20 protein-coding genes are annotated in these 20806 nt (G+C 43.7%); 19 read left to right on the top strand and 1 reads right to left on the bottom strand.

Going from position 1 to position 20806, the window contains the following annotated elements:
- The first annotated feature begins 212 nt into the window (after positions 1 to 212).
- The 19 genes from BA79_RS05640 to BA79_RS05550 all read left to right on the top strand — a co-directional run bounded on the left by BA79_RS05640 (position 213) and on the right by BA79_RS05550 (position 20528).
- Positions 213 to 944: a YveK family protein gene (locus tag BA79_RS05640; RefSeq protein WP_007500132.1), complete on the top strand. Its 732-nt coding sequence runs from the start codon at positions 213 to 215 to the stop codon at positions 942 to 944.
- A complete protein-coding gene (locus tag BA79_RS05635) occupies positions 934 to 1617 on the top strand; it encodes a CpsD/CapB family tyrosine-protein kinase (protein ID WP_008347761.1) in 684 nt (227 codons plus the stop codon). Before BA79_RS05640 ends, BA79_RS05635 begins: the two co-directional genes overlap by 11 nt.
- 165 nt (positions 1618 to 1782) lie before the next feature.
- Complete coding sequence (locus BA79_RS05630) at positions 1783 to 3657, top strand: polysaccharide biosynthesis protein (protein WP_035701475.1); 1875 nt, start codon at positions 1783 to 1785, stop codon at positions 3655 to 3657.
- Complete coding sequence (locus BA79_RS05625) at positions 3623 to 4762, top strand: glycosyltransferase family 4 protein (RefSeq protein ID WP_035701474.1); 1140 nt, start codon at positions 3623 to 3625, stop codon at positions 4760 to 4762. The genes BA79_RS05630 and BA79_RS05625 overlap by 35 nt, the downstream gene beginning before the upstream one ends.
- Before the next feature lie 2 nt (positions 4763 to 4764).
- The gene (gene epsE, locus BA79_RS05620) at positions 4765 to 5604 is read left to right on the top strand and encodes a glycosyltransferase EpsE (protein WP_035701471.1); all 840 of its coding nucleotides are present in this window, start codon (positions 4765 to 4767) and stop codon (positions 5602 to 5604) included.
- Entirely contained in the window at positions 5597 to 6727 is a 1131-nt protein-coding gene (locus BA79_RS05615) for a glycosyltransferase family 1 protein (RefSeq protein ID WP_035701468.1), read from the top strand. Before epsE ends, BA79_RS05615 begins: the two co-directional genes overlap by 8 nt.
- 14 nt (positions 6728 to 6741) lie before the next feature.
- Positions 6742 to 7845: an EpsG family protein gene (locus BA79_RS05610; RefSeq protein WP_035701465.1), complete on the top strand. Its 1104-nt coding sequence runs from the start codon at positions 6742 to 6744 to the stop codon at positions 7843 to 7845.
- 27 nt (positions 7846 to 7872) lie between these two features.
- Positions 7873 to 8901 carry a glycosyltransferase family 2 protein gene (locus tag BA79_RS05605; protein ID WP_035701462.1) on the top strand — a complete coding sequence of 343 codons (1029 nt, stop codon included), beginning with the start codon at positions 7873 to 7875 and terminating at the stop codon, positions 8899 to 8901.
- Positions 8901 to 9929, top strand: a complete 1029-nt coding sequence (locus BA79_RS05600; protein ID WP_019743113.1) for a polysaccharide pyruvyl transferase family protein — start codon at positions 8901 to 8903, stop codon at positions 9927 to 9929. Before BA79_RS05605 ends, BA79_RS05600 begins: the two co-directional genes overlap by 1 nt.
- Positions 9930 to 9957: 28 nt before the next feature.
- The gene (locus BA79_RS05595; protein ID WP_035701459.1) at positions 9958 to 11487 is read left to right on the top strand and encodes an MATE family efflux transporter; all 1530 of its coding nucleotides are present in this window, start codon (positions 9958 to 9960) and stop codon (positions 11485 to 11487) included.
- Between the two features lie 20 nt (positions 11488 to 11507).
- Positions 11508 to 12101 carry a sugar transferase gene (locus BA79_RS05590; protein WP_017359198.1) on the top strand — a complete coding sequence of 198 codons (594 nt, stop codon included), beginning with the start codon at positions 11508 to 11510 and terminating at the stop codon, positions 12099 to 12101.
- The gene (locus BA79_RS05585; RefSeq protein ID WP_051626176.1) at positions 12064 to 12753 is read left to right on the top strand and encodes an acetyltransferase; all 690 of its coding nucleotides are present in this window, start codon (positions 12064 to 12066) and stop codon (positions 12751 to 12753) included. Before BA79_RS05590 ends, BA79_RS05585 begins: the two co-directional genes overlap by 38 nt.
- Positions 12750 to 13913 carry a DegT/DnrJ/EryC1/StrS family aminotransferase gene (locus BA79_RS05580; RefSeq protein ID WP_035701456.1) on the top strand — a complete coding sequence of 388 codons (1164 nt, stop codon included), beginning with the start codon at positions 12750 to 12752 and terminating at the stop codon, positions 13911 to 13913. Before BA79_RS05585 ends, BA79_RS05580 begins: the two co-directional genes overlap by 4 nt.
- A 164-nt stretch (positions 13914 to 14077) precedes the next feature.
- A complete protein-coding gene (gene nikA, locus BA79_RS05575) occupies positions 14078 to 15697 on the top strand; it encodes a nickel ABC transporter substrate-binding protein (protein ID WP_035701453.1) in 1620 nt (539 codons plus the stop codon).
- A gap of 18 nt (positions 15698 to 15715) precedes the next feature.
- Positions 15716 to 16660 (top strand): nickel ABC transporter permease subunit NikB, encoded by a 945-nt coding sequence (gene nikB, locus BA79_RS05570; RefSeq protein WP_035701451.1) that lies wholly within the window; start codon positions 15716 to 15718, stop codon positions 16658 to 16660.
- Positions 16657 to 17490 carry a nickel ABC transporter permease subunit NikC gene (gene nikC, locus BA79_RS05565; RefSeq protein ID WP_017359202.1) on the top strand — a complete coding sequence of 278 codons (834 nt, stop codon included), beginning with the start codon at positions 16657 to 16659 and terminating at the stop codon, positions 17488 to 17490. Before nikB ends, nikC begins: the two co-directional genes overlap by 4 nt.
- 13 nt (positions 17491 to 17503) lie before the next feature.
- Positions 17504 to 18310, top strand: a complete 807-nt coding sequence (nikD, locus tag BA79_RS05560) for a nickel import ATP-binding protein NikD (RefSeq protein WP_035701448.1) — start codon at positions 17504 to 17506, stop codon at positions 18308 to 18310.
- 13 nt (positions 18311 to 18323) lie between these two features.
- The gene (locus tag BA79_RS05555; RefSeq protein WP_035701445.1) at positions 18324 to 19139 is read left to right on the top strand and encodes an ABC transporter ATP-binding protein; all 816 of its coding nucleotides are present in this window, start codon (positions 18324 to 18326) and stop codon (positions 19137 to 19139) included.
- 63 nt (positions 19140 to 19202) lie between these two features.
- Positions 19203 to 20528: an MATE family efflux transporter gene (locus BA79_RS05550; RefSeq protein ID WP_035701442.1), complete on the top strand. Its 1326-nt coding sequence runs from the start codon at positions 19203 to 19205 to the stop codon at positions 20526 to 20528.
- 24 nt (positions 20529 to 20552) lie between these two features.
- On the opposite strand, the gene yvfG is transcribed toward BA79_RS05550, so the two are convergent.
- Positions 20553 to 20768 (bottom strand): protein YvfG, encoded by a 216-nt coding sequence (gene yvfG / locus BA79_RS05545; RefSeq protein WP_017359206.1) that lies wholly within the window; start codon positions 20766 to 20768, stop codon positions 20553 to 20555.
- Positions 20769 to 20806: the final 38 nt, after the last annotated feature.

Below are 20806 nucleotides of genomic sequence, written 5' to 3'. Positions count from 1 at the left end.
TTTCGTTCATTATAAGAAATAAATTGTTCTTTATAAAATTCAAAAACGTAAGAAACAGGAAGTAAACAAAAGAAAACGAACGATTTCGTTCTTTAAAAAGAACTATAAGACCTATTATGACATTTTTCTTTGCGGGTATTATCTTTTATAATCCAATCATTAACAAAAAGAAACCATATATAACCTTTTTATGATGAAATCGGGAGGTATCTATGAATGAGAATATAGGTTTTAAGCAGCTGTTTTCTGTCATAAAAGAGAAAATGGCCCTTCTGATCCTGATTGTCCTGATCGTAACGGGCATTTCAGCCTACTATCAGTTCTATGTCTCGACTCCTGTATATCAGGCAACCACTCAAATTCTTGTTCATAAACGAAGCAGTGATGCACAAGCGAATTTAAACGATATTCAGATGAACCTTCAATATACACGTACCTTTCAAGTCCTATTAAAAAGTCCAATCGTCATTGAAAAAGTAAAAGAAACACTCAATCTTACAGAATCGGCTGAAGGATTAAAACACAAAATTGCCACAAGTACAGAAAATGAGTCAGAGGTCATAAATATTTCTGTACAAGATGAGGACCGAGCGAAGGCAGTAGCCATTGCGAATACAGCCACAGAGGTGCTGCAAGAAGAAATCAAAAAAACCATGAATATGGATCGCATTAATGTTTTGTCTGAAGCCAAGCTGTCCAACACGATACTAATGAACTCACGTAAATTCGTTCACATCGTTCTGGCACTAGGCGCCTCTGTATTAGGGGGAATGACACTCATTTTCTTAATGAATTTACTCGATGATACGGTGAAACGAACACATCAAATAAGAGAAGAGATCGGATTGCCGTCGCTCGGCAGTGTCTATCAGATGCATGCAGACAGGAGGGCAAAAAAAGACAAGCAGTCCGTCATAACGGGAGGACAGAACATTGATTTTTAAGAGGAAAAAAAGAGAAAAAAGAGATTTATCCTGTATTTCTGTATTAAATCCTCACTCTGTCATTGCGGAACAATTCCGAACGATCCGAACGAACATCGAATTCACGTCGATTCAAACGAGGCTGAAGTCGATATTGGTTACATCCTCCTTGCCGAAGGAAGGAAAATCATTTACGGCTGCAAACTTGGCAGCTGTTTTTGCACAGCAGAAAAAACGGGTTTTGCTCATGGATGCTGATTTACGTAAACCAGCCATTCATGAATATTTTGATCTAAGCCCGCACACCGGATTGACCAATGTGCTATTAAATAATTGCAGTTTGGAGGAAGCCATTTTGCCTACTCCGATTGAGCATTTAGAGCTGCTTCCGAGTGGGACCATTCCGCCAAATCCCGCTGAGCTGCTTTCCTCCTCTGTGATGAAGCAGCTATTTTACGAGATTGAGCAGCAGTATGACATGGTGATTGTGGATTCCACACCGCTTCTGCCTGTAGCCGATGCAAAAATATTAGCAAACCGGACGGATGGAAGCATTCTTGTGGTGTTAAGCGGTAAAACGAAGATTGCCGCTGTGAAGAAATCAAAAGAAGTATTAGAGGGTACGACAGGGAAACTGCTTGGGGCGATGCTAAATGGCAAGAAAGTGAAAAAGGGAAGGCACTATATGTATTAAAGAGATTGATAGGTGATGTCTCCTAATCTTTAACAACGGAGGCACTCGATCCTGCTGTGGGCATGACATATGCCTTAGATGCTCGTCATCGGTAGTGGGATGTGAGGACGGGTTTGATGCCCATTTTATGTAAGAATAGTGATGCTTTAAAAAGGGGGAGGAGCGTTGACTTACGCCCAAAGATTATCAATCATCGTGGCACTAGATTCATATCTCATTTTAGTTGCCGTCTTTTTTGGCTTTCAATTTGTTCAAGAGGCAGCGTTAACCGTATATACATTTGAAATGCTCGTCATTTCTTCGCTCAGTCTACTGATCGGGCACCATTTGTTTTCGTATGTTTTTCACGTGTACAAGCAAGTATGGGCCTATACAGGGGTTAGAGAGCTATTTTCTTTAATGAAGACCTTTGCGTGTTCATTTTTATTTTCCATGACGATGCTGTACATTTTTGTGCAGACATGGCCATTTCGCTTTTTATTTATTGTCTGGCTTTTCCATGTGTTATTCATCGGTGCATCTCGTATGGCATCCAGGCTGTTTCATGATGGTGCGAAGCGGTTTCAAGTTGAAAAGGAGCGGGCACTAATCATTGGCGCTGGATCAGCCGGAACCATTATCGTTCGTCAGCTTCAGCAGTCGAGTGATGTACATATTGAGCCGGTCGCTTTCATTGATGATGACAAAACAAAGCATAAGCTTGAAATTATGGGGCTGCCTGTTCTTGGGGGAAAAGAACATATTCAAACGGCTGTTGCGATGATGGATATTCAAAAAATCATTATCGCCATTCCATCCAAAAGCAGTCACACATTAAAAGGACTGTATAAGGAATGTGTAGCGACTGGAATCAAAACACAGATTATGCCGGAAATGGAACAGATTTTAAAAGGAACCCATGCGCTGAATCAATTGCGGGATGTACAGCCAGAGGATTTGCTTGGAAGAGAGCCGATTCAATTAGATACAAGCCGTCTATCCGTTCACCTAAAAGGAAAAACGATTATGGTGACAGGAGCTGGCGGGTCTATCGGATCAGAAATCTGTCGTCAAATTTGTGTATTTGCCCCTCGGGCGATTGTGCTTGTGGGACATGGAGAATTTAGCATTCATTCTATTTTACTAGAGCTGAAAGAATTGTATGGAGATAGCATTAGCCTATATCCACAAATTGCGGATATTCAAGATAAACAAAAAATGAGTGAAATCGTTGGTCGTTTTCAGCCGGATATGATTTATCATGCCGCCGCGCATAAACATGTCCCGCTCATGGAAATTAGCCCGAAAGAAGCGGTGAAAAACAATATTATCGGGACAAAAAATGTGGCAGAAGCTGCACATGAGCACGGAGTTGAAACATTTGTCCTCATCTCATCTGACAAAGCGGTCAACCCTGCCAATGTGATGGGAGCGACAAAGCGGTTTGCTGAAATGGTGATTATGCAAATGGGGGCAAGCAGTGAAACGAAATTTGTCGCCGTCCGGTTTGGGAATGTACTCGGAAGCCGGGGCAGTGTCATTCCAATCTTTAAAAAACAAATTGAAAAAGGTGGACCAGTGACTGTTACGCACCCAGCCATGACAAGATATTTTATGACGATACCAGAAGCATCAAGGCTTGTTATTCAAGCTGGTGCACTAGCAGAAGGAAGGCAGATTTTTGTTTTAGATATGGGGGAGCCAGTCAAAATTGTCGACCTCGCAGAAAACCTCATTCACCTCTCAGGCTACACCACAGACCAGATTCCCATCACATTTACGGGGATTCGTCCCGGAGAGAAAATGTACGAGGAGCTACTCAACCAGCATGAAAAAGCACAGGAGCAAATTTTTCCGAAAATCCATATCGGGCATGCCTTGGATGGAGATCCGTATGTGCTGAACCGCTTTATTCACGAATTTAACATGATGAATGACGATCAATTAAGACAGGCCTTGTTTGCCGCCATTGAGTCGCATGATGTATTGCCTGAACCGATGCAACGAGAGGAGGAGCCACTTGCCAATGAAGAAAAAAGTCTTGTTTTGCGCAACGGTTGATTATCATTTTAAGGCGTTCCATCTCCCGTATTTCAGGTGGTTTCAGGAACAAGGATGGGAAGTGCATACAGCGGCAAATGGCCAGCTGGAGCTGCCGTATGTGGATCAAGCGCATTCCATTCCGATTCAGCGTTCCCCTTTTCATCTGCACAACCGGCTTGCTTATGTGGAGCTGAAAAAGCTGTTAGAAAAAGAGCATTATCAGTTCATCCATTGTCACACACCGATGGGGAGTGTCATTGGCAGGCTAGCGGCCAAAACAACACGCAAAAAAGGGACGAAAGTTCTTTACACAGCGCATGGCTTTCACTTTTGGAAGGGGGCACCGCTTCAAAATTGGCTGCTTTATTATCCAGTTGAGAGATGGCTCGTTCAATATACAGATGCACTCATCACCATTAATGGAGAAGACTATGAAAGAGCCGATCGTCTGTCAAAAGAGAAGGCGGCTGTGCATTATGTTCCCGGTATGGGTGTCGATATGAAGCGATTTGCACCAGTTGATGGCAAAGAAAAAGACCGCCTTCGTAAAACATATGGTTTTACCACGCAAGATTTTATCGTACTGTGTGCTGGTGAATTAAATGACAATAAAAATCAAGGAATGCTTATCAAAGCTTGCGCGCAGGTGTATCGGAATATACCACAAGTGAAAATTGTATTTGCTGGAGAAGGGACAAGTCGGTCGTCCTATGAAAAGCTGGTCTGTCAGCTGAATCTTGAGGAACATGTACAGTTTGCGGGATTTTGCAAACACATCGAAGAGTGGATGCATATGAGCGATGTATGTGTATCAACCAGCTTGAGAGAAGGACTTGGGATGAATCTTCTTGAAGCGATGTCTGCTGAAAAGCCGGTGATTGCAACAGAAAATAGAGGGCATTGTGAGCTCGTCAAACATGGAGTGAACGGCTTTTTAATCAAACCGCATGATGTGAATGGTTTAGCCGTTTATTTACAACAGCTCTATCATAAAAAGGACCAGCTTCACCTAATGGGGAAAGCGGGACGTTCTATGGCTCACGCATTTGCACAGGAGCAGACGGTAAGTGCAATGGAGGAAATTTACACAACGTATATGGACCAAAAAGAGAAGGTGATGTGAGCATGCGTCAGCCGAAAGTATCGATTATCATGGGTGTTTACAATTGCCAAGATACAGTAGAAGAAAGCATTGAATCGATTCTCCGTCAAACCTATGAAAACTGGGAGCTCATCATATGTGATGATGCATCAACAGATGGCACCTATGAAAAAGTGCTGAACTATACCATGCGTGATCCCGATAGAATTCGCCTCATCCGAAACGAACACAATCAAAGACTTGCCGCCAGTTTAAATCGTTGTCTCACTGAAGCGAATGGAGAATTGATTGCAAGACAGGATGGCGACGATATATCAGTGTCTACACGATTAGAAAAACAGGTTCATTTCCTCGAAGCACATCCAGAATATGATGTGGTTGGTACGGCGATGACGGTGTTTGATGAGTCAGGGACGAAGGGCGTTCGAGCACTTGTCTCAGAGCCTGATCGAAGGGTGCTAGCAAGAGGAACGCCTTTTTGTCATGGGACGATTATGATGAGAGCGTCTGCCTACAAGGCTTTAAATGGCTATCGTTCTGTAAAAACAACCAGACGGATGGAAGATATCGATCTTTGGATTCGTTTTTTTGCTGCGGGGAGAAAAGGCTTTAATCTGCAAGAGCCCTTATACCTTGTAAGGGAGGATGAAGCGGCCTTTCAGCGCCGGAAATTCCGATACTCAATGGACAATGCCTGGCTTGTGTTAAAAGCATGCAAGCAATTAAAATTGTCGCCGTTTGATTATCTCTTTGCGCTTAAGCCGGTCATCCGTGCCTGTATGTCACCAAAGATCATGAGGTTTTATCATCAACGGAAACTCGGAGGATCTATGGTGAAAAGGAGGACGATTCGGGATGAATGAGCCAAAGCGTGTACTTCATGTTGTGGGCGGAATGAACAGAGGCGGAGCAGAAACGATGATCATGAACATCTATCGTGCAATCGACCGAAATGTTCTTCAATTTGATTTCATTACCCACCGAGAGGATGTCTGTGATTACGATGAGGAAATTCGTCAGCTTGGCGGGCGGATTTTTTATGTCCCAAGTATTGGAGCGTCCTCTCCATGGACGTTTGTCAAAACGTTGACGAAGACGATTAAGCAAACGGGACCTTATCAGGCGGTGCATGCACATACAGATTTTCAAACGGGCTTTTCTGCCCTTGCTGCGAAACTGGCAGGTGTGAAGATACGCATTTGCCATTCACATAATACGGCTTGGAAACAGTCTCCTAGCCGGGTGGATCATTTGATGCTCAAAGGATTTCGTCAGCTGATCTTTGCCTTTTCTACGAAGCTTGTTGCATGCGGTGAAGATGCCGGTGTCTTTTTATTTGGACAAAAAAGAATGCACGATGGACGAGTGGACATTTTGCCAAATGGGATTGATTTGGACCTTTTTTTTCAGTTGGAGCCAGAAGCGAAGGTGAAGATGAAAAAAGACCTCCATCTTCACGAGAGAAAACTGATCATTGGACATATTGGCCGATTTCATGAGCAGAAAAACCATGTTTTTTTCATCGAATTAGCGCAGACACTGAAAAAACAAGGGGTCTCCTTTCAGCTAGTTCTCATAGGAGATGGGCCGCTCCGGCCAGTGGTTGAATCGTATGCAGTGAAAGCAGGATTAATGGAAGACATTGTGTTTACGGGCGTTGTCTCAGAGGTTCCGCAGTATATGAAAGCATTTGATGTGTTTGTGATGCCGTCTTTGTTTGAAGGTCTTCCGCTCGTATTAGTGGAAGCGCAGGCATCTGGACTCCCATGTGTGATTTCAGATCATATCACAAAGGAAGTCGATTTAGGTTGTGGGCTTGTGAAACGGAAGTCCTTGCAAGATTCAGCACATGAGTGGATGAAAGCCATACTAGAAGCCTACCATGCAGACCCTCCTCTTCAGGAGACGATTATTTCTCAGCTTGGCATTAGAGGATTTGATGTGAAACAGAACATCACCCGTGTGATGAATGTGTATGGATTATAAGGAAGGATTGGCAGATGGCGGTTTATTTGGTGAACATGATCATGGTCTATTTATGGTCGAGCTTTGCTGCATTTTATGGCAGACGTGATGATACCATACAAAGCGGCTGGCGGCCGAACAAGCTTCTGGTGTTTTTTCCATTTTTATTTCTTTGTATTGTGGCGGGCATACGCTACAAAGTAGGAACTGATTTCGTCACCTATGGACAAATGTATGAGTTCTCCGTCAACTATGACAAGCCTTGGCATATTTTCGGATTCGGTGTAGACAAGGCCGCCACTGATCCGGGCTTTACATTGATCTTATGGATGCTCAATCAACTGTCACATGAGCCGCAAATCATGTATATCACAGTTGGGATCATCACCTATTTTTTTATTATCAAAACACTTGTGCGATATGGACGGCCATTTGAGCTTAGTATGCTACTATTTCTCGGCACATTTCATTATTACGCTTCGTTTAATGGCATGCGGCAGTATATGGTGGCAGCGATTCTTTTTTATGCCATCCGATTTGTCATCAAAGGTCAGTGGAAATGGTATTTTCCGCTCGTGCTTGTATGCGCGCTATTTCATTCCTCGGCACTCATTATGATTCCAGTCTATTTCATCGTCAGAACAAAGGCATGGTCTTGGATGATGCTTGTGTTATGTATGATTTTTCTAGGCTTAACCGCTCTGTATGACCGCTTTGTCTCCGTGTTTGTGGTGATGCTGCAAGGGAGTTCTTATGGTCATTACGAGGAGTGGCTGACAACGAATACGAATGGAATGAATGTGACGAAAATTGGTGTCTTGATTTTGCCGTTATTGCTTGCGTTCTTTTGTCGAAAACGACTTCGTGAGCTGACGCCAGAGAGTGATTATATTGTGAATTTTTGCTTGCTTGGATTTTTGTTTGGCATCCTTGCAACGAAGGATGTCATTTATGCAAGATTTCATATTTACTTTGGTCTGTATCAGCTCATTTTACTGCCTTATTTCACACGGATTTTTGATCAGCGAACCAATTTCTTTATGTATATCGGAATTGCGGTTTGCTATATTTTGTACAGCATCATGCTGATGCCGTTTGATTCTTCTGTTTTACCGTACCGAACGATTTTTACAAAGTAGATTTGAAGAAAGGTGGGGCTTGCTGTCATGCCAGCTATCAGTCTATTGGTCGCAGTCTATAACACTAGTCAATATGTCGAGCAGTGTCTTCAATCGATTGCAGACCAAAGCTTTTCAGATATAGAGGTCATCCTCATTAACGATGGATCTACCGATTACAGTGGAGACATCCTTGAAGCGTTTGCTGCGCGTGATGAGCGATTTCGGGTGATTCACCAAACCAATCAAGGGCTGGGAGCGGTGAGGAACAGGGGCATAGAAGAAGCAACAGGAACGTATCTTGCCTTTGTTGATTCAGACGATGTTCTCGCTCCTCAATACTGTGAGGCTTTATATCAAGAAGCCGAAAATACCGGTGCCGATCTTGTTATCAGTGAATATTGGATTCAGTTTGAACAGTCAAAACGGATCATACCGACGACGCTGTTAGCTCAGCAGGAAGCCGATAAGACAAGTTTAATAGAATCGTTATTACATGGTGAGATCACGGGATTCTCATGGAATAAGCTGTATCGGCGGGCATTTATCGAAAAGCATCATATCCGTTTTCCGTTGAGAGGTGAGCTTGAGAATATTGAAGATCAATATGTCACGCTGCGCTGTTTTTCTTTATCACGTGTCATTGCCTTTGTTCATGAGCCGCTTTATTATTACAGGGTTCATTTGTCATCCATTGTCCAGCGATATCAAAAGCAGTATTTTCAGCATGGACTGGCGTTTTATGACGCGCAGCGTTTGTTTTTAAAAGAGCATGATGAGCTGACACCATATGAGAAGGCTTTTTGTTTTTTTATCGTGAATCATACGCTGCATTGTATGCTCAATGAATGGAAGAGCCAAAATTCCCTTTCCTTTCAAAAAAAGCTTGGTCATATGCGTGAAATGGTGACACATGAAGCTTTTCAGAAGGCTGTGAAACAAGTGGAACCATCGAAGCTGACTGTGCGAAAGCGAATGATCTTATTCCTTGCTAGGCTGCAGTGGGTGTATCCGCTCTCTGCCGCAGCTTCAAGCTATCAAAAATGGATTGAATATCAAACGAGAAAATCGGGGTGATGAGTGTGACATTGCAGCAATTAAAAGCACATGCCGCAGAGTGGCTGCTCTTAAAGGTCAAGTATCCACTTCAATATAGGTTGAGCCGCCAAAGACTGCCAGAGCTGCGTCATCAGAAGAAGATCATTCTCACGCTGCTACCGGCACATGACAACTTAGGTGATCATGCGATTGCCTATGCCAGCTGCTGTTTTTTACAAAAGCACTTTCCAGACTATCAAATCATAGAAGTAGACATGCAGGAGATGTATCGTCTAGCACGTCCGCTGAAGCACGCGCGGCACCCAGAGGACATTGTCTGTATCATCGGCGGGGGCAACATGGGCGATTTATACCGATATGAAGAATGGACAAGACAATTTATCATGAACGCCTTTAAGTCCTATCCCGTCATTCAGCTGCCCGCTACTGCTCATTTTACAGAAACAAAGAGAGGGAAAAGAGAAGAACGCCGCGCCATTCAAGCATATCAGCAACACCCGAGGCTTCTTTTGATGGCAAGAGATCAAACCACCTATCAATGGATGAAGCAGCATTTTCCTAATAAAGAGGTGTGGAAACAGCCTGATATGGTCTTGACATTAGACGAAACATCAAAGAGTCAAACCCGTAAAGGAGTGCTGCTTTGTCTGCGTGAGGATAAGGAGGCATATCTCACGAAAGAGAAACGAGAACAACTGCAGGAGCATATCAAAGAAACGTATGATCAAGTTGGTTTTATCACAACGACCATTGGGAAGCGAGTGAATCGAACGACTCGTTTAGAGGAATTATCTACGTTATGGACGCAGTTAAGACAGGCACAAGTCGTCGTGACAGATCGACTGCATGGCATGATCTTTTGTGCGATCACACATACACCGTGTGTTGTCATCAGGTCGTTTGATCATAAAGTCATGGAAGGATATGAATGGGTAGCGCACTTGCCATTTATGACCCTGTTGAAGGAACCAACGGAGGAAGCGGTGAAAAAGGCCATTCATCAGCATATGAAAACAAGCGGACAAAAGGGAGAGGAAGCTGGATGAAGGCCCTTAAACACTGCGTGAAATCACCATGAACCGTGCGTTTCTTTACAATGTCAGTGCAAATGTGATGACGTTTATCTTGATGATGCTGATGTCTGTTTGTTTAACGCCTTACATTGTTCATACACTTGGAGTGGAAGCGTTTGGTCTGATTCATCTGACGCAAAATATGATCAATTATTTATCGGTCATTACGGCTTCATTAAGTGCTGTGGTGGTGCGTTTTTTTTCTGTTGCCGCTCATAAAGGAGAGATGGAACAAGCGCAGCGCTATCTCGCTTCCTATTTTGTCAGTTCTCTTTTTTTATCCATCTGTCTTTTTTTACTTTGTCTATTCATGTCTCAGCAGCTGGTTGATTGGCTCCATGTGCCTGCTCATCTTGCAAAAGATACACAGATCGCCTTTGTGTTGGGGGGTCTTTTATTTATGCTCAATTTCGTCATGTCTGGTATTGGGGCGGCACCATTTTATGCGAACAAATTATATGTATCGAGTGTTGGACAGGCCATTCAGATGTTTGGCAGGGCGCTTGTGATTGTGCTGCTATTTACCGTGACGACACCAGCTATTTGGCATATTCCGCTTGCAGCCGTTATGGGGAGTTTCGCCGCTTTGGGAATGGGTCTCTATTATTTTAAGAAACTCATTCCTTGGTTTTCGTTTAAGTGGCGGTACGTTTCTTTATCTTCAAGTCTCACGCTGGTTCGATCAGGGGTGTGGCATTCATTTGAACAAATGGGCATTTTGTTGTTTTTACAAATCGATTTATTGATGACCAACTTACTGATTGGGGCAGAAGCGACTGGACAGTATGCCGCCATTTTACAATTTCCATTATTATTGCGCACCCTTGCAGGGACACTTGCGATTGTGTTTGCGCCAACGATCACAAAATTATATTCAAACCAAGACGAGCAGGGGCTCATTCAATACGCCGCCAATGCCATGAAATGGAGTGGTTTATTTGTGGCATTCCCCGCAGCTCTGTTAGGAGGTCTTGCCGGTCCGCTCATGCTGTTATGGCTTGGACCAGCCTTTGAGGAGCTGAAATGGCTGCTGATGATTCATGCGGCTTATTTGTGTTTCACGTTGATGTTTTTACCGCTGACCTATGTACCGACTGCCTTTAACCGATTTAAAGTGCCGGCGGTTGTGACACTCATATTAGGCGGTTCCAATGTCCTGTTCGCCTATGGACTGACTCACCTACTTCAGCTCGGGTTATATGGCATTGCATCAGCAGGAGCCGTTGTTTTATTGATGAAAAATATCGTCTTTCTCCCATTGTATACAGCCAAGATCACGAAACAGAAAAGTACCATCTTTTATAAACATACAGTCGTTCCGCTGTTTGGGGCTCTGTTCATATGGGGGATCTGTGCCGGCATTCAGGCTGTGTATGATGTGACGAGATGGTGGGAGCTATTTTGTATTGGCGGAATATGTTTCGTTCTCTACTTAGGCTATTTGTATCAATTTGCAGGAACAAAACAAGAGCGGATACAGCTCATGCGTAAGGTGAAACAAGCTGCTATTGAACGATCTGTCTCTCGCTAGTGTGGAAAGGAGAAGCAATGATGAAAAGAATAATAGATGTGGTCGTGGCTTTGACCCTGCTCATCGCAGGCAGCCCCCTTTTCCTTCTCATCTATGGACTCATTCGGTGGAAAATCGGAGCGCCTGTGGTGTTTCGACAAGAACGGCCTGGTCTGTACGGACAACCGTTTATGCTTTATAAATTTCGGACGATGACCGAGGAACGCGATGAACATGGCGTACTGCTTCCAGACCATCTTCGATTAACAAAAACCGGCGCCTTTATTCGTAAGCTCAGTCTTGATGAATTGCCGCAGCTTGTCAATGTACTCAAAGGGGAAATCAGTCTCGTTGGACCAAGACCGCTTTTAATGGAGTATTTACAAATGTACACAGAGGAGCAAGCGAAGCGTCATCTTGTGAAGCCTGGTATCACTGGATGGGCCCAGGTGAATGGGAGGAATACTCTCTCTTGGGAGGAGAAATTCACCTATGACCTCTGGTATGTAGAGCATCAATCGTTTTGGCTCGATATGAAAATCTTATGGATGACCTTGCTGAAAGTCATCAAAACAGAAGGGGTGCAGCAGCCAAATCATGCAACAGCTGAAAAATTCAAAGGAACCGATACGTAAAGAGCAGCCCATTGGCTTAATAGGGGCTGGCGGACACAGCAAGGTCATTCAGGAGTTGATTTTTTTGCATCCTGATTACTCATTGTGCGCTGTATTAGACGATCGATTTGAGGAGGCTGACCCTCAAAACGGCACTTTGTATGGTCCGATTTCTATGAGTCAAAAGGTAAGAGATGAAATACCTGATATGCAATGGCTGATTGCCATTGGACAAAACGAAATCAGACAGAGCATCAAAGAACGTCTCGCATTTGAAGAGAGGGCATTTGCCACACTGATTCATCCAGAGGCAGTTGTGAGCTCGTCAACGAAGGTTGGCCGAGGAACGGTTGTGATGGCAAGGGCTGTTGTGCAAGCAGATGCAGTGATTGGTGAGCATGCCATTATCAACACCGGTTCTATCGTGGAGCATGACTGCTTTCTCGAATCCTTTACGCATCTTTCTCCGGGAGCCGTGCTCACCGGCTGTGTCTCTGTGCGAGAGGGTGCTCATATTGGAGCTGGGGCTGCTGTCATACCTGGCAGAACCATTGGAAGCTGGGCAGTGATCGGCGCAGGAGCGGCAGTGACCCGAGATATACATGATCAGAAAGTCGCTGTAGGCGTTCCTGCAATTGAGATCAAAGATCGAAGAGAAGGTGGGAAATCATGAGAGACAGGAAACGGATCTACTTATCTCCTCCTCATATGAGTGGAAAAGAACAGAAGAAAATAGAGGAGGCATTTAAAAGCAATTGGATTGCACCATTAGGACCGCTTGTAAATGAATTTGAGCAAGTGGTCGCGGATTATGCAGGCGTGAAGAGTGGAGCGGCATTATCTTCAGGAACAGCAGCCATTCACCTTGCCTTAAAACTCATTGGCGTTCAAAAGGGAGATATGGTCTTTTGTTCCACTCTCACATTTGTTGCCAGTGCAAATCCTATTTTATATGAACAAGCGACGCCTGTTTTTATTGATTCAGAAAAAGAGACATGGAATATGTGTCCGCTGGCGTTAGAGAAAGCCTTTGCTGAAACAAAACGACTTGGGAAAAGACCCCGTGCGGTTATTGTCGTTCATTTATACGGACAAAGTGCGAAAATGGATGAAATCATAGCGGTGTGTGAGGCATATGATGTGCCAATCATTGAAGATGCGGCTGAATCGTTAGGCAGTATATATAAAGGAAGAAAAAGCGGTTCAATGGGCAGGTTCGGTGTGTACTCTTTTAACGGAAATAAAATCATTACAACATCAGGAGGCGGAATGCTTGTCAGTGATGATGAATCAGCCATCGACCGCTGCCGATTTCTCGCGTCACAGGCAAGAGAACATGCCCTACACTATGAGCATCAAGAGGAGGGATATAACTATCGGATGAGCAACCTGCTCGCAGGTGTAGGAATTGCACAAATGGAAGTGTTAGAGGAGCGTGTTCAGCAAAAACGTCGCATTTTCGAGCGTTATCAAGATGCTTTAGCCGACATTGAAGGCCTTCAATTTATGCCAGAATATCAAGAAACCACATCAAACCGCTGGCTGACCACATTCACCATGGATCATCATGTGCAGATGTCTCCAGTAGAGATGATAGATGCTTTAGAACAAAAGCAGATCGAAGCAAGGCGTGTATGGAAGCCACTGCACCAGCAGCCGCTCTTTCATGGTTATCCTTTTTATACAACAGCCGATGAAGTCCCTGCATCTGAGTTGTTATTTGAGACAGGTCTTTGCCTGCCATCTGGTACAAGCATGACAGACGCGGAACAGGAGCTTGTCATTGATACACTGTACAACGCCCTGCAAAAGAAAGCATTACCCTCCTCATAGGCTGCTCGTTCATCAGCAGCCTGCCTCTCTTTTTAACAAATCCCTTAATTTGTGGAATAATAAGGAATATATATTGTCATTTCGTTTCAAATATGATATTGACAACAGAGTCCTTCCTCCTTAAAATGAAAATGATTATCAGCATCAATTAGGAGGAGCAACTTATGTCTATTTGGAGTAATTTTCCGAAAATTAAAATAAATACAATATTACCTATCCTACTGATCTTCTTACTAGTAGGCTGTTCTCAAGCAAATAATGGAGCAAGTGGAGACAAGGATCATCCCGATATGATCACCATGGCATGGCCAAGAGATATTGGCGAAATGAATCCACACATATACAATCCATCACAATTGTTTGCCCAATCCATGATTTACGAACCATTGGTGAGCTATCAGAAAAATGGAAAGCTTAAACCTGAATTAGCAAAATCATGGGATGTTTCCAAGGATGGCAAGGTGTATACGTTCCATCTTAGAGACAATGTCACGTTCTCAGATGGATCTAAATTTAATGCGAACATTGTGAAAAAGAATTTTGATGCGATTTTAAAAAACAAAGAAGTACATAGCTGGTTAGGTGTCATAAAGAAAATTAAAAAGACAGAAGCAGTGGACAAGCAAACGTTTAAACTCACATTAACTGAGCCTTATTATCCAACTGTTCAAGAGTTAGCTGTTGTGCGCCCCGTTCGTTTCCTAGGCGAAGCAGGTTTTCCGAAAAACGGAGATACATCAAAAGGAATCGAAAAACCAGTGGGAACAGGTCCTTGGGTATTAAAGACGTACAAAAAAGATGATTACGCGATTTTTGAACGAAATGACCACTACTGGGGAGAGAAACCAAAGGTCAAAGAAATCAAAGTGAAGGTCATTCCAGATGCCGAAACAAGAGTGATGGCATTTGAAAAAGGCGATGTAGATCTACTTTACGGAGAAGGAACGATTAGCCTTGATGCTTTTAAACAACTAGAGGCGAGCGGCAAGTATGAAACGAAGATGTCAGAGCCTGTAGCCACAAGACAGCTTGTCATGAACACAAAAGTCGATCAGCTGTCAGATGAGAAAGTGCGTCACGCCCTTCAGTATGCGATCAATAAAACATCATTGGTGGAAGGTGTGACCTCTGGATTAGAGGATGTAGCAGATCACATCTTGCCGACAAACATGCCATATACGTCAGGCATCCGGGTGAAATCTTTCCAATATGATGTGGACAAAGCGAAGGCTTTACTGGATGAAGCGGGCTGGACACTTCCAAAAGGAAAAACCATACGGGAAAAAGACGGAAAAACGCTTGAGTTTAGTATGATGTATGACTCAGCAGAATCGATTCAAAAAACAATGGCTGAAACACTGCAGGCAGAATGGGCAGCCATTGGCGTTGGTGTCAAACTTGAAGGTGTCGAGCTGGCGACGCAGGTTCAGCGGTTTAAAGCGAACAAATTTGATATGAACTTCTTTAGCAATTACGGAGCGCCGTATGATCCGCATACATTTATGAACGTTGTCTCATCAGATGGTTTTGGATTCAAAGAGGCGATCTCAGCGTATCTGAATAAAGATAAGCTGATCAAAGAAATGACGGAGATTCCATCGACAACTAATGAAAACAAACGCAAAGCACTTTATTCGTCCGTCTTATCATCCTTGCAAGATCAAGGGGCGATTGTGCCAATCTCTTATTTTAAAAAGACAGCTGTTTATCAAAAAGATGTGAAGGACTTTGATTTCCCTGCGAATCGAGATGAACACCCTTTCACAGGCATCAAGCTGAAGTAACAGAAGGAAGGTAAGCAAATGAGCCGCTATATCATCAAACGAATGTTATCCATCATTCCTGTATTTCTACTAGCCACACTGTTCACAACTGGCATGATTCATCTGTCACCAGTTGATCCAGCGGAGGCATATTTAGCAGCGGCTCATATTCAGCCTACTGATGAGGTATTAGCCCAAAAACGAAGTGAATTTGGTTTAGATGAACCTTTTTACATGCAGTACCTTCATACGATTGAAAAAGTCGTCCGTCTTGATTTTGGGCGGTCGTATATGACCAATCAGCCTGTGCTTGATGAGGTGATCTATCGAATACCTGCGACGATTCAATTGGCGTTAACTAGTCTGCTGATCGCAATTTGTGTCAGTATTCCACTGGGCTTTTTCAGCGGCTTGAGAAAAAACGGCGTTGTAGATCATGTGAGCCGGATGATTTCTTTCCTAGGAGCATCTATCCCGACCTTTGTTTTGGGGTATTTGCTCATCTTCTTTTTTTCAGTGAAACTCGATCTTTTACCTGTTGAAGGTGTTGGTACATGGGAACATCTTGTACTGCCGTCCATTACACTGGCTGTGCCGTTAATTGCAATGTATACGAGATTATTGCGAGCGAGTGTGAGTGAGACGCTTCACGAGCCTTTTGTTCAATATGCGAGAATGAGAGGGTTAAAGGAACAATCGATTATGTTCAAACATGTCTTCAGAATGGCGATATCACCGATGCTGACAGGACTTGGCGTGAATCTTGGCAAGCTGCTCACAGGGACCATTATTGTAGAGGCTGTTTTTTCATGGCCTGGATTTGGACGATTTTTTATTGAAGCGATCTTTAACCGGGATCTGCCGGTCATTCAATTTTATGTGTTGATGGCGGCGTGTATCTTTATCTTAAGCAGCTTGATAGTTGATCTCCTTCAGCTGCTCATTGACCCCCGTATTTCTAGAAAGGAAGGCCGCCAGCCATGATGACAAAAGTAAAACACCTCTTCTATCATCAAAAGATGATCTCGATCTGTGTGCTGCTGCTCGGTCTCCTGCTCATTGTGACGATATGTGCACCATGGATCGCTCCGCATGACCCGGCGGCGGTTAATCTTGCAATGAAACTAAAGGGATCTTCATGGGAGTATCCTCTAGGCACCGATCAATTGGGAAGATGCAATTTATCTCGTATTCTATATGGTGCTCGTATTTCACTAGGATGTGCGTTGTTAATCTTTGTTTCCTCTCTATCTATCGGTTTAATCGTAGGGCTGATTTCTGGATATAAAGGCGGCTGGATCGATCACGTATTGATGAGATTGTGCGACGGGGTCATGGCATTTCCGAATTTGGTACTGATCCTTGGATTAGTCGGTATTTTTGGACCAGGGCTTTCTCAAGTGGTGCTGGCTTTGATGCTTGTGCAGTGGGTGTATTACGCTCGCGTCTTTCGAGGGATGGTCCTTAGTTTAAAAGAACAAAACTTTATTGCAGCTGCGAAGATTAGTGGTACTTCCCATTGGAATATCATGAGAAAGCATATGATTCCGAATGTACTGCCGCCACTCGCGGTTGTGGGCACACTTGAAATGGGCTGGGCGATTATGGACATTTCAGCCATGTCTTTTCTAGGCTTAGGGGTTCAGCCCCCTACGCCTGAATGGGGAGCGATGATCCATGAAGGAAAATCTTATATTCAAACAAATCCTCAGCTGATGCTTTATCCGGGTCTTGTGATTATGGCTGTGGTCATTCTATTCAACTTACTGGGAGAAGCCCTTTCAGAGAAATATGGCATCAAACGTCGTGTGTAAAGGAATGAGTCAGATGGAAGAGTCTATTTTAAACATAGAGAACCTGCATGTGCATACGAAAACGCCGCAAGGAACCATTTCTCTTGTTCAAGAAATAGCATTTGAGGTAAAGCGCGGTCAAATTGTTGGATTAATTGGTGAGAGCGGATGCGGAAAAACGGTGACAAGTATGTCGATCTTAAACATGCTTGATCGAAAAACAACGGAAGTGACTGGCAGTATCACTCTACAAGGTCGAGAATTGATCGGTTTGAGTGAACAGCATATGCGGTCTATTCGTGGCAAAGATCTCTCATATATTATGCAAAATCCGATGAATAGCTTTACGCCTGTATGGACAATTGGACATCAATTGATTGAAACAATCCGCCGGCATACAGCTGTCAGTAAAAGGAAGGCACGGGTCCAGGCAATTAAAGCCTTAGAGAAAATGAACCTGCCGCATCCAGATCAATTACTGAGTAAGTACCCTTTTGAATTAAGCGGGGGGATGCTCCAGCGTGTCATGATTGCTATGGCTGCCTGTATGCATCCGCCTCTGATCATCGCAGATGAACCGACAACCGCATTAGATGTACACAATCAGAAGCTGGTGCTTGAGCACTTGAATCAAATTCGTCATGATTACGGAACGGCGATTTTGCTCATTACCCACGATCTTAGTGTGATTGCGGAAATGGCAGACGAGGTCGTGGTGATGAAACAAGGAAAAATCGTTGAAAAGGCTGAAGTTCTTGAGCTTTTTGAACACCCGAAGCATGATTATACAAAGAAACTTTTAGCAGCTCGTCCATCCATTCCAGCTGTTTGCCCGATTTGAGGTGAGAAAACCGTTGCATTTAATAGAAGTGAAAGCAGTGAGTCATTCATATGGCAACCGATCGTTTATGATGAGGACAAAAGGGATAACCCCTGTCTTGAAAAACGTCCATTTGACCATTGAAGAAGGCACTTGTCTTGGATTATTAGGTCAAAGTGGTGCAGGGAAAAGTACACTCGGCCGCATCATCCTTGGACTAGAGAAGCCGAGTAGCGGACAAGTTCTGTTTGAAGGTCAGGATATCATTCGTGCAGATCAGCGGACACATCAGCATTTCCGCCGACATGTACAAGCGGTATTTCAAGATTCATATTCAGCGGTGAATCCAAGGTGGACAGTGGAACAAATCTTATCTGAGCCGCTTGAAAACTATGAACCAATGAACCGTAAAAAACGTCAGCATATACTGATTCACTGGTTAGAAAGAGTGGGGCTCAGTGAGCAGAATTTGTCCAAGTACCCATACCAATTTAGCGGCGGCCAGCTACAGCGGATCAACATCGCCAGAGCACTGGTGCTTCAGCCAAAGCTCATTGTGCTGGATGAATCAGTCAGTAGCTTAGATATGGTTACGCAGGCAGTCATTTTAGATTTGTTAGTCGAATTAAAGAAAGAGCTGAAGCTTGCATACTTATTTATCACACATGATTTGACAGCGGCCTATCATTTAAGTGATCAATTAGCGATTCTTGATCAGGGTGAGCTTGTGGCTCAGTTTCAATCGAAGGATGATTTCTTTATATCAGAGCACGAAGCTGTGCTGAAAATGAAGGAGGCAACGCTCGCCAGCCACCCTTTGTCTCGAACGATTGGCAGGCCGGTTCGTTAACTTTTTCATTCCCTCAATGCCTCTTTTAAGAGAGGCTATTTTTCATGAAAGGCAGGTGGCATCGTGAACCATCGAGCATATTTAGCTTTGGCGATCCCTTTAACCATTTCAACGATGACCACGCCATTACTTGGAGCTGTCGATACAGCAGTTGTTGGACAGCTTGCCAACCCCGCTTATATAGGGGGCGTCGCAGTCGGCAGTCTTATTTTTAGTACATTGTACTGGCTGTTTGGCTTTTTACGGGTAAGTACATCTGCTTTTGCTGCCCAAGCAAACGGAGCGCAGAACGAGGAGCAGGGTGTTCTTGCTTTTCTAAGGCCTTTTTTGCTGGCTATTATTGTCGGGCTTTGTTTTATTGCTCTTCAATGGCCCATTATTCAATCCGCATTATGGATCATCTCTCCTGCTGCTGATGTGCGTGAATATGCAGCGGATTATTTTCATATTCGGATCTGGGGAGCGCCATTTACCTTGATGAATTACGTCATACTTGGCTGGCTGATGGGGATGGCAAAAATGAAAGAAGCTCTTTCTTTACAAATTTTGATCAATGTCATGAATATGATCTTGGCATTGATCTTAGTTCATGCGTTTTCTTTTGCCGTCAAAGGTGTGGCAGCGGCGACATTGATCTCTGAACTCACTGCTTTTGTGTTAGGGGCCTGGATCATCTTGAAGCATACGTCAAACGGTTTTCGGATGCCGTCTATCCAGCAGGTGATGGACACACGTGCAGTAAAGAAAATGTTTCATGTGAATAAAGACTTGTTTATCCGAACGATCTGTCTGCTTGTCGTGATCAACATGTTTACAGCAAAGGGAGCGTCTTTCGGAACGGAGCAATTGGCAGCGAATGCCATTTTATTTCAAATTCACTACATCATGGCCTATTTGTTCGATGGATTTGCCAATGCGTCCAGCATCCTTGTCGGTAAATCAGTAGGTGCGAACGACCGAGCGCTTTATGATAAAACTTTAACCCTTTCGAGACAGTGGGCAGTTGTGATGGCATGTGTCATTGCGGCAGCTTACTTTTTCTTTAAAGTACCGATTTTGAGCCTGTTTACAAATTTGCCTCAGCTTCTTGATGTGACACTGCAATATGCCGATTGGCTCGTTCTTTATCCGTTTGCTGCTTGTTTTGGCTTGGTGATTTATGGTGTATTCACAGGTGCGACAGAAATTGCTCCTGTCAGGAATTCAATGCTGTTTGCGATGATTTTGTTTGTGGCTGTTCAAGCGGCAGTCATTCCGATATGGCACAATCACGGACTATGGTTTGCCTTTATCATTTATACTGTAGGGCGGTCCGGCTTTTTGATGATGTACAAATCGAAGCTGGATCAAAAGCTTTTCCTACATGATAAACACCCTTTGCAATCGTGACAAAGGGTGCCGTTTTTCGTCCATTTATTCGCTTTCTTTTTTCACCTTTTGGTACGCTTCATCGAGATGCTGAATTCGCTTCAAGACAACAGCATTTTTCGTCAATTGGTCCTGCACAAGTGTAGAAACCACTGAACGATAATAAGCGTTCATGGCATGAATCTTGTCTTCATGTTGATTCATAGCAATGTGCTGTTTTAAGTTGTCGATAAAGTATGGAACGGAAAAAAGTTCAGACATGGAAATCACTCCTATTTCGTATATACGGTCCGTCAATC

It is taken from the genome of Bacillus altitudinis 41KF2b (assembly GCF_000691145.1).
Lineage (GTDB): Bacteria > Bacillota > Bacilli > Bacillales > Bacillaceae > Bacillus > Bacillus altitudinis.
This window is presented reverse-complemented; position numbering and strand designations above follow the sequence as displayed.